General features: G+C 71.2%; 10 protein-coding genes. All 10 read left to right on the top strand.

The features are described 5' to 3' along the window. The first annotated feature begins 205 nt into the window (after nt 1-205). The 10 genes from VGD85_RS20470 (at nt 206) to VGD85_RS20425 (ending at nt 9,311) form a co-directional block, all read left to right on the top strand. Nucleotides 206-661: a DUF4396 domain-containing protein gene (locus VGD85_RS20470; RefSeq protein WP_331065279.1), complete on the top strand. Its 456-nt coding sequence runs from the start codon at nt 206-208 to the stop codon at nt 659-661. A gap of 21 nt (nt 662-682) precedes the next feature. Next, nucleotides 683-1,591, top strand: coding sequence for an ABC transporter substrate-binding protein (locus VGD85_RS20465; RefSeq protein ID WP_331065278.1), 909 nt, complete (start codon nt 683-685; stop codon nt 1,589-1,591). Next, the gene (locus VGD85_RS20460; protein ID WP_331065277.1) at nt 1,588-2,436 is read left to right on the top strand and encodes an amino acid ABC transporter permease; all 849 of its coding nucleotides are present in this window, start codon (nt 1,588-1,590) and stop codon (nt 2,434-2,436) included. The genes VGD85_RS20465 and VGD85_RS20460 overlap by 4 nt, the downstream gene beginning before the upstream one ends. Beyond that, nucleotides 2,433-3,161, top strand: coding sequence for an amino acid ABC transporter ATP-binding protein (locus VGD85_RS20455; RefSeq protein WP_331065276.1), 729 nt, complete (start codon nt 2,433-2,435; stop codon nt 3,159-3,161). Before VGD85_RS20460 ends, VGD85_RS20455 begins: the two co-directional genes overlap by 4 nt. Nucleotides 3,162-3,296: 135 nt before the next feature. Beyond that, nucleotides 3,297-4,454 carry a CaiB/BaiF CoA-transferase family protein gene (locus tag VGD85_RS20450; RefSeq protein ID WP_331065275.1) on the top strand — a complete coding sequence of 386 codons (1,158 nt, stop codon included), beginning with the start codon at nt 3,297-3,299 and terminating at the stop codon, nt 4,452-4,454. A gap of 18 nt (nt 4,455-4,472) precedes the next feature. Beyond that, nucleotides 4,473-5,213, top strand: coding sequence for a glutamine amidotransferase (locus VGD85_RS20445; RefSeq protein ID WP_331065274.1), 741 nt, complete (start codon nt 4,473-4,475; stop codon nt 5,211-5,213). A 39-nt stretch (nt 5,214-5,252) separates the two neighbouring features. Further along, nucleotides 5,253-6,692: an NAD(P)/FAD-dependent oxidoreductase gene (locus tag VGD85_RS20440; protein ID WP_331065273.1), complete on the top strand. Its 1,440-nt coding sequence runs from the start codon at nt 5,253-5,255 to the stop codon at nt 6,690-6,692. Nucleotides 6,693-6,737: 45 nt separating this feature from the next. After that, nucleotides 6,738-6,932 carry a CsbD family protein gene (locus VGD85_RS20435; protein ID WP_331065272.1) on the top strand — a complete coding sequence of 65 codons (195 nt, stop codon included), beginning with the start codon at nt 6,738-6,740 and terminating at the stop codon, nt 6,930-6,932. Between the two features lie 158 nt (nt 6,933-7,090). Then, nucleotides 7,091-8,551, top strand: coding sequence for a DEAD/DEAH box helicase (locus VGD85_RS20430; RefSeq protein ID WP_331065271.1), 1,461 nt, complete (start codon nt 7,091-7,093; stop codon nt 8,549-8,551). A gap of 58 nt (nt 8,552-8,609) precedes the next feature. Further along, nucleotides 8,610-9,311, top strand: coding sequence for a type II CAAX prenyl endopeptidase Rce1 family protein (locus VGD85_RS20425; RefSeq protein WP_331065270.1), 702 nt, complete (start codon nt 8,610-8,612; stop codon nt 9,309-9,311). The last annotated feature ends 65 nt before the right edge of the window (nt 9,312-9,376 follow it).

The raw sequence follows: 9,376 nt of genomic DNA, 5'->3' as shown, positions 1-9,376 counted from the left end.
GGCGGCGACGTGTCCGGCGGGGTGGCCGGCGGGGTGGTGGCCGGCGGGGTAGCCGGCGGGGTGGTGGCCGGCGGGGTGCGCGGGGCGACCGGCTCGGCGGTGCAGGCCGTCGCGACCGCGAGCACGACAGCGAGGCAGGCGAGGGCCGCGCGCATGGCGTCGAGCGTACTTGCCCTATACCCCTAGGGGGTATATGGTCGCCCGCATGGATGCGACCTGGAAGACCGCGATCACCGCGACCCGCCACTGCCTGACCGGCTGTGCGATCGGCGAGGTGCTCGGCATGGTGCTCGCCACCTGGTGGGGCTGGCACGACGCGGGGAGCATCGCCTTGTCGGTCGCGCTCGCGTTCTTCTTCGGCTACCTGCTGACGTTCGTGGGCGTGCGGCGCGCGGGGCTGGACGTGCGCACGGCGATCCGGATCGCCCTGGCCGCCGACACCGTCTCGATCCTGGTGATGGAGATCGTCGACAACGGCTTCATGCTCGCGGTGCCCGGCGCGCTCGATGCCACGCTCGGTGACCTGCTGTTCTGGGCCTCGCTCGCGGCCGGGTTGGCGATCGCCTTCGTCGTGACGGTGCCGATCAACCACGCGATGATCGGACGTGGCCGGGGTCACGCCGTCGTCCACCAAATGCACGAAGGTCACCACCACCACTGAGCCTGGTCCTACGCTTCAGCCATGCGTCTGCGTATGTCTGTGCGTGGTTCCCTGGCGATCGCCGCCCTGCCCCTGCTCCTCGCGTCGGTCGCCTGTGCGCCCGAGTCCGACGGCGAGACGACGGCCACCGACCCGGCGGCGTCCGACAGCGCCGGGTCGAGCGCTCCGTCCGACCAGTGCGCGAAGGAGAACCTCCCGCTCGTGGCCTCCGACGGGATGCTGACGATCGGCACCGACTCCCCGGCGTACGAGCCCTGGTTCGTCGACAACGACCCCCAGAACGGCAAGGGCTTCGAGTCGGCGGTCGCGTACGCCGTCGCCGAGCAGCTCGGGTTCTCCGCCGACGAGGTGATGTGGGTCAAGGTGCCGTTCAACAAGTCCTACGCGCCGGGGCCGAAGGACTTCGACTTCGACATCAACCAGATCTCGATCACGCCCAAGCGGGCCGAGGTCGTCGACTTCTCCGACGGCTACTACGCCGCGGCGCAGGCGGTGATCGCGCTCAAGGGCACGGCCGGCGCGGAGGCCACCAGCCTCGCCGACCTCAAGGCCCTCAAGCTCGGCGCCCAGACCGGCACCACCTCGCTGACCGCGATCCGCGACGTCATCCAGCCGGACCAGGACCCGGCGGTGTTCGAGGACACGAACGCCGCCAAGTCGGCACTGGAGAACGACCAGGTCGACGCGATCCTCGCCGATCTCCCGACCGCGTTCTACATCACCGCAGTCGAGATCCCGAAGGGCACGATCGTCGGGCAGTTCCAACCGTCGACCGGGCAGCAGGAGGAGTTCGGGATGCTCTTCGAGAAGGGCAATCCGCTGGTCACCTGTGTGAACGAGGCGCTGGCCACCTTGAAGCAGGACGGCACGCTCGACCAGATCGAGCAGCAGTGGCTCTCCGACGTGGTGAACGTGCCCGAGCTCCAGTGAGCGATTGGTCGCCCAGCCAGCACGAGCTCGACCGGCGGAGGGTCCGTCAGCGCCTGCGCCTGCGATCGGCGGCGATCGCGACGCTGATGACGCTCGCCGTGTTCGTGGTGCTGGCGTTCGGGGTGACCAGCTCGCCGGGCTGGCCGAACGTCAAGGCGTACTTCTTCAGCTGGTCGGACGCCAAGGAGTCGTTCCCCGACGTGTGGGACGCGATGTGGCTGAACATCAAGATGTTCCTCATTGCGGAGCTGTTCATCCTGGCGCTCGCACTGCTGATCGCGATGGCGCGGGCGAGCCGGTCGCCGTGGCTGATGCCGGTGCGCATCGTCGCGATCGGCTACACGGACGTGGTCCGCGGGATCCCGACCATCCTGCTGGTGTACCTGTTCGCGTTCGGCATGCCCGCGCTGGAGCTGCAGGGGATGCCGAAGAGCCCGTTCTTCTGGGTGACGGCGGCCCTGATCGTCTCCTACAGCGCGTACGTCGCGGAGGTGTTCCGGTCGGGCATCGAGTCGGTGCACCCGTCGCAGTGGGCGAGCGCGCAGGCGCTCGGGCTCTCGCGCGGGCAGACCCTGCGGCACGTCATCGTGCCGCAGGCGGTGCGCCGCGTCGTCCCCCCGCTGCTCAATGACTTCGTCTCCTTGCAGAAGGACACCGCGCTCGCGTCGGCGGCCGGCGTCTTCGAGACGGTCGCCAACGCCCGGGACTACACGCTCTACAACTTCAACTTCACGCCCTACCTGGTCGCTGCCTGCCTCTTCATCGCGATGACCATCCCGCTGGCCCGGTTCACCGACTGGCTCACCGCGCGGATGCGACGCCGCGAGTTCGCAGGTGCGCTGTGAGCCTCGTGACGATCTCCGGGCTACGGAAGGCCTACGGCGACAAGGTCGTGCTCGACGACGTCTCGTTGACGATCGAGCCGCACGACGTGATCTGCCTGATCGGGTCGTCGGGCTCGGGGAAGTCGACGCTGCTGCGCTGCCTGAACCTGCTCGAGGACATCGACGACGGGGTCATCGAGTTCGAGGGCCGCGAGGTCTCCGACCCGCGGATCGACGCGCGGGAGGTGCGGAAGCGGATCGGCATGGTGTTCCAGGCCTACAACCTCTTCCCGCACCTGACCGTCCTCGACAACTGCACGCTCGCGCCGCGACGGGTGCACGGCCTGTCCCGGGCCGAGGCCGAGTCGCGAGCACTGGACCTGCTCGCCCGGTTCGGGCTGGCCGACCAGGCGGCCAAGCACCCCGACCGGCTCTCCGGTGGGCAGCAGCAGCGCGCCGCCCTGGTCCGCGCCCTGTGCACCCACCCCACCCTGCTGCTGCTCGACGAGATCACCGCGGCGCTGGACCCCGAGCTGGTGGGGGAGGTGCTCGAGGTCGTCCGGGCCGAGGCCGAGCGCGGGATGACGATGGTCCTGGCGACGCACGAGATGGCGTTCGCCCGCGACGTCGCCACCCGGGTGTGCTTCCTCGACCAGGGCCGGATCCTCGAGCAGGGCCCGCCGGCGGAGATCTTCAGCAACCCGCGCGAGGAGCGGACCCGTCAGTTCCTACGCCGGGTGCTCTAGCCCCCGTCTCCCGTCGAGACACCAGACATGGCTGCTCCGCCGGCGGATCCTCAGCCACTTCTGGTGTCTCGACGGCGAAGACGACGACCCGCGGGACCTCCCAACCGTGACAGCACTTCTGTCACAATCGCCCGCATGAGCATCGAGCTGGGGCAGGGCACGGGACCGCTGCGGGGCGTCAAGGTTGTCGAGATCGCGGGCATCGGGCCGGGGCCGCACGCCTGCATGACGCTGGCCGACCTGGGCGCGGACGTGATCCGGATCGAGCGCCCGGGTGGGCAGCTGCTCGCCGGCGGCGGGCCGCACATGCTGCTCAACCGCGGCCGGCCGAGCGTGGCGCTCGATCTCAAGCACCCGGACGCGATCCGGACGGTGCTGGATCTCGTGGAGGGTGCCGACGTGCTCGTCGAGGGCATGCGCCCCGGAGTGGCCGAGCGGCTCGGCATCGGACCCGAGCAGTGCCACGCGCGCAACCCGCGGCTGGTCTACGGCCGGATGACCGGCTGGGGGCAGACCGGTCCGTTCGCCCAGGTCGCCGGGCATGACATGAACTACATCTCGATCACCGGCGCCCTGCACGGCCTGGGCCAGGACCGGGACCGCCCGCACTTCCCCGGCAACCTGCTCGGCGACTTCGGGGGCGGCTCGACGTACCTCGTCATCGGCATCCTCGCCGCCCTGCTCGAGGCCACGTCCTCCGGCCAGGGACAGGTCGTCGACGCCGCGATCGTCGACGGCACCGCGCACCTGAACACGATGGCCGCGGCCTTCCTCGCGTCCGGCACCTTCAAGGAGCAGCGCGTGTCCAACCTGCTCGACGGCGGCGTCCCCTACTACGACATCTACGAGACGGCCGACGGCAAGCACATGTCGGTGGGCGCGCTCGAGCCGCAGTTCTACGACGAGTTCGTCCGGCTGCTGGGCATCGCCGAGACGGCGCCCGACCGCTACGACGCCGAGCAGGCCGAGGCCCTGCGCACGCTGATCGCCGACACGTTCCGCGCCCGCACCCAGGCCGAGTGGGTGGAGCTGTTCGAGGGCACCGACGCCTGCGTGGCCGGCATCATCCCGCTGACGGAGGCCGCCGAGCATCCGCACATGGTGGCGCGCGGGGTCTTCGTCGAGCGCGACGGCTACCTGCAGCCCACGCCCGCGCCCCGGTTCTCGCGCACCGAGGCGACCCTCGGCCGCACTGCCGAGGACGCCGGCCAGAGCACCCGCGAGGCCCTCGCCGCCTGGGGCATCGCCGACGTCGAGGCCCTGATCGAGGGCGGCGCCGCGGTCCAGGCATGATCCCGTCATGATGCAGGCATGAAGCCGTTCCTGTTCCTGGGCACGCGCGCGGAGGACGACGCAGCGGACAGCGAGTACGCCGCGATCCTGCGTTGCGGCGGCCTCGAGGAGCGAGACCTGCTCCGGGTCCGTGTGGAGCGCGACGATCGCGAGCGGCTCCGTGACGTCGACCTCGACGACCTCTCCGGGGTCATCCTCGGCGGTGGGCCGTTCAACTCCAGCGACCCCGAGGAGACCAAGTCGCCCGTGCAGCGGGAGGCCGAGGCCGCGCTCCACGCCCTGGCCCGGCGGGTCCTGGCGGACGACCTGCCGTTCCTGGGCTGCTGCTACGGCATCGGGGTGCTCGGGGGCCTGGGCGGCGGCCTGGTCGACAGGACGTTCGGCGAGCCGATCTCCAGCCGGCGGATCACCCTGACCGACGCGGGGCGGCTCGACCCGCTGTTCGGCGTACTGCCGCCGGCGTTCGACGCGCTCCTCGGCCACAAGGAGGCGGTCGCCCGACTGCCCCTGGGCGCCGAGCTGCTCGCCTCCTCCGAGACCTGCCCGGTGCAGGCGTTCCGGATGGGCCGCAACGTCTACGCGACCCAGTTCCACCCCGAGCTCGACGGCGAGGGGCTGGCGCTGCGCATCGCGACCTACCGCGACCACGGCTACTTCGCGCCCGACGAGTTCGAGGACCTGATGGCGATGGCCTACGCCGCGCACGTGGACCAGCCGCCGCGGCTGATCGCGCGGTTCGTCGAGCTCTACGCCCGCTGAGCCCTGGGCTCATTGACGGATATTCAGTAAGGTCTGTCCATGAGCGAGCACGTGGACGTCCTCATCATCGGAGCGGGCCTGTCCGGCATCGGGGCGGCGTGCCGGCTGCGCACCGAGCACCCCGGGCGCAGCGTCGCCGTGCTCGAGGCGCGCGAGGCCAGCGGCGGCACCTGGGACCTGTTCCGCTATCCCGGCATCCGCTCGGACTCCGACATGTTCACGTTCGGCTTCAAGTGGCGTCCCTGGCCCGGCGACACCGCGCTCGCCGACGGCGCCTCGATCCTGGACTACCTCCGCACGGTCGCGGAGGAGTACGGCGTCGACCGGCTGATCCGCTACCGGCACCGGGTCGTGAGCGCGAGCTGGGACTCCGCGGCGGCGCTGTGGACCGTCGAGGTCGAGCGCGACGGCGAGGTCGTCACCATGACCACGAACCTGCTGTGGGCCTGCGGCGGCTACTACGACTACGACCAGGGCTTCGCCCCGGACTTCCCGGGACAGCAGGACTTCCGCGGCACGATCGTGCACCCCCAGCACTGGCCCGCGGAGCTCGACTACACCGGCAAGAGGGTCGTCGTCATCGGCTCCGGCGCCACGGCCGTCACGCTGGTGCCGGCGATGGCCCAGGCCGGGGCCGGTCACGTCACGATGCTGCAGCGCTCGCCGACCTACATCCTGTCGCTGCCCGGCCGCGACCCGGTCGCGACCCGCCTCAAGCGGCTGCCCACGCGGATCAGCTACCCGATCGTGCGGTGGAAGGCGATCCTGCTGGCGGTGGCGACCTACCAGCTCGCTCAGCGCCGCCCGGAGCTGGTCAAGAAGGCGATCCGGAAGATGACCGCCAAGCAGCTGCCGGCGGGCGTCGACGTCGACGTGCACTTCAAGCCGACGTACAACCCCTGGGACCAGCGGCTGTGCTTCGTGCCGGACGGCGACCTGTTCAAGGCGATGCGCGCCGGGCGGGCGTCGGTGGTCACCGGCCACATCGAGCGGTTCACCGAGACCGGCATCCGACTGACGTCCGGCGAGGAGCTCGAGGCCGACGTGATCGTCACCGCCACCGGCCTGACGCTCAAGGCGATGGGCGGGGTCGAGCTCGTGGTCGACGGCGCTCCGGTGAAGATGTCGGAGACCATGACCTACAAGGCGCTGATGCTCAGCGACGTGCCGAACTTCGTGTTCACGATCGGCTACACCAACGCCTCGTGGACGCTCAAGGCCGACCTGGTGGCCGACTTCGTCTGCCGGTTGCTGACCTACATGGACGAGCACGGCGTACGCCGGGTGGTGGCGCCGCGTGACCCGTCGGTGGGTGAGCAGCGGCTGATCGACTTCAGCTCCGGCTACATCCTCCGGGCGCTCGACCAGCTGCCGCGACAGGGCGACCGCGAGCCCTGGAAGCTGCGGCAGAACTACCTCAAGGACATGCGCTCGATCAACCACGACCGCCTCGACGACGGGGTTCTCACGTTTCGCTGAGCCTCCGATCGGCTACCGCCCTCCTACCACCACGAGGAGGTAACGATGGGTATCGGTGACAAGGCCAAGCACAAGCTCGAGGAAGCCGGCGGCCAGGTCAAGGAGTCGACGGGCCGGGCGACCGGCGACCGCGACCTCGAGGCCGAGGGCAAGGCGGACCAGAGCGAGGGCAAGATCAAGAACGCCGGCGAGCACGTCAAGGACGCCGCGAAGGACGTCAAGGACGGGCTGAGCAAGTAGTCCCCTCGCACGATGCAGGTCGGACGGGCTGCGTCGGCTAAGGTTGTCGACGCAGCCCGTTCCGTCTTGCCTCGGGCTATGCGCGGGCCGTCTGCGCGCCGCGCCACTCCTTCTCGGGATCCACCTGGCGAGACACGCCAACAGTGAGTAGATCTTCCTTGTCTTCTGCAGTTTCCGCTGCGGGCTTCGCCGACCTCGGCGTCCCCGCGAGCCTCGCCGCCGTCCTCGCGGACCTCGGCATCACCCAGCCCACCCCCATCCAGGCCGCGACGCTCCCGGACTCGCTCGCGGGCCGCGACGTCCTCGGCCGGGGCCGCACCGGCTCCGGCAAGACCTACGCCTTCCTCCTCCCGCTCGTCGCGCGCCTGACCGCGTCCGGCCGGCCGGCCCGGGCCCGCCAGCCGCGCGCCCTGGTGCTCGCCCCCACGCGCGAGCTCGTGAACCAGATCCGTGAGTCGCTCGAGCCGCTGGCCCGCACCGCCGGCCTCACCACCCAGACCGTCTTCGGCGGGGTCGGCCAGGGCCCGCAGGTCACCGGCCTGCGCAAGGGCGTCGACATCGTGCTCGCCTGCCCTGGCCGGCTCGAGGACCTCATCGGCCAGGGCCACTGCGACCTCTCGCAGGTCGAGATCACCGTGCTCGACGAGGCCGACCACATGGCCGATCTGGGCTTCCTGCCCGGGGTGCGCCGGATCATGGACCGCACCCCCCGCGACGGCCAGCGGCTGCTGTTCTCGGCCACGCTGGACAAGGCGATCGACGTGCTGGTCAAGCGCTTCCTGCGCAACCCGGTGACCCACCAGGCCGACTCGGCGCAGTCGCCGGTCGCGACGATGGACCACCACGTGCTGCACGTCGCGCGCGAGCACCGGGTGCCGGTGCTGGTCGATCTGGCCAGTGCCCCGGGGCGCACCGTGGTCTTCACGCGCACGAAGTACGGCGCCAAGTCGCTCGCCAAGCAGCTCAACCGCTCCGGCGTGCCTGCTGTGGAGCTGCACGGCAACCTCAGCCAGGGTGCGCGCACCCGCAACATGGACGCCTTCCACTCCGGCCGGGCCTCCACGCTGGTCGCGACCGACATCGCGGCCCGGGGCATCCACGTCGACGATGTCGCGCTGGTCGTGCACGCCGACCCGCCGGTCGAGCACAAGGCCTACCTGCACCGCTCGGGCCGTACGGCGCGCGCCGGCGCTCGCGGCACGGTCGTCACGCTGATGACCGACGAGCAGGTGCGCGACGTGCGCGACCTGACCCGCGCCGCCGGCATCAAGCCGACGACCACCAAGATCCACGGCGCGTCCCACCCCCTGCTGGTCGAGCTCGCCCCCGGTGAGCGGGTGCTGGTGCCCGGCGGGCTCGTGGTCGAGACGCCTGCCCCCGCCGGTCGCGGACCGCGTCCCGCGGGCCAGGGCTCCGGCCGCTCCGGCGGCGGTCGCAACCGGTCTCGCGGGCGTCGCTCCGGCGGCGGCTCGGGCGGCTCGGGCGGCTCCGGCGGTGCTGCCAAGTCCGGCGGCTCCAACGGTGGCAACCGCTCCCAGCGCCGCTCGGGTGGTGGCGGCTCGGCCACGGGCGGCGCCCCGCGTCACAGCGCGGCGTCCTTCAGCTCCGGACGTAAGTAGCACCACAGCACGACCGGGTGTGGAGCTCCCCCGAACGGGGGACTCCACTCCCGAAGGGGTGAGCGAACTCGTGATGACCTGGCTGCGCCGCGCACTGTGGGACATGGTCCCGCGCGACCACCGGGCCACCCCGGCCGAGCTGCGCCGTCGCCAGCTCGTGACCGCGGGCTTCGTGGTGCTCGGCGGGATCGTGCTCGGCCTGTCCCTGCGCATCGAGCCGGGCAGCGCGTGGTTCTACCCCGCGACCCTCGGTCTCGCGACGGTGTGGGCCGTGGGCGCCTTCGCCTCCGGTCCGCTCCACCTCGGCCGGATCGCCACCGGGCCTGAGGGGGTCCGCCGACGTCCCGTGCTCACCCCGATCGCGCTCGGGCTCGCGCTGGCCGGGGTGTTCGTGGTCGGCGCGCTCGTCGTACGCGAGGTGCCGTTCCTCGACGACCAGGTGCGCTCGGTGGTCGACCACGCCGACCAGGGCTCCTGGCCGCTGCTCGTGCTGATCACCGCGGTCAACGGCATCGCGGAGGAGCTGTTCTTCCGCGGTGCGGCGTACGCGGCGATCCCGCGCCACCCGGTGGTGGTGACCACGCTCGCGTACGCCGTCGCCACGCTCGCCACCGGCAACGTGATGCTGGCCTTCGCCGCGCTGCTGCTCGGGGCGCTCGTGGGGCTGCAGCGTCGCGCCTCCGGCGGCATCCTCGCCCCGATCCTCACCCACTGCACCTGGTCGCTGGCGATGCTCTTCGCCCTGCCTGCGCTCTTCTGATGCCGAGTCGGCGCCAGTTTCCGCCAGAACCATGCCGAGTCGGCGCCAGTTTCCGCAGGCGCTGG

It is taken from the genome of Nocardioides sp. (assembly GCF_036401255.1).
Taxonomy (GTDB): Bacteria; Actinomycetota; Actinomycetes; order Propionibacteriales; family Nocardioidaceae; genus Nocardioides.
The sequence above is the reverse complement of the archived record's forward strand: the minus strand, read 5'-3'. Positions and strand labels throughout refer to the sequence as shown.

Bases quoted from the DNA above. Each gene is read 5' to 3' on its own strand.
- VGD85_RS20470 (WP_331065279.1), top strand. From the start codon at position 206: ATGGATGCGACCTGGAAGACCGCGATCACCGCGACCCGCCACTGCCTG.
- VGD85_RS20465 (WP_331065278.1), top strand. From the start codon at position 683: ATGCGTCTGCGTATGTCTGTGCGTGGTTCCCTGGCGATCGCCGCCCTG.
- VGD85_RS20450 (WP_331065275.1), top strand. From the start codon at position 3,297: ATGAGCATCGAGCTGGGGCAGGGCACGGGACCGCTGCGGGGCGTCAAG.
- VGD85_RS20445 (WP_331065274.1), top strand. From the start codon at position 4,473: ATGAAGCCGTTCCTGTTCCTGGGCACGCGCGCGGAGGACGACGCAGCG.
- VGD85_RS20440 (WP_331065273.1), top strand. From the start codon at position 5,253: ATGAGCGAGCACGTGGACGTCCTCATCATCGGAGCGGGCCTGTCCGGC.
- VGD85_RS20435 (WP_331065272.1), top strand. From the start codon at position 6,738: ATGGGTATCGGTGACAAGGCCAAGCACAAGCTCGAGGAAGCCGGCGGC.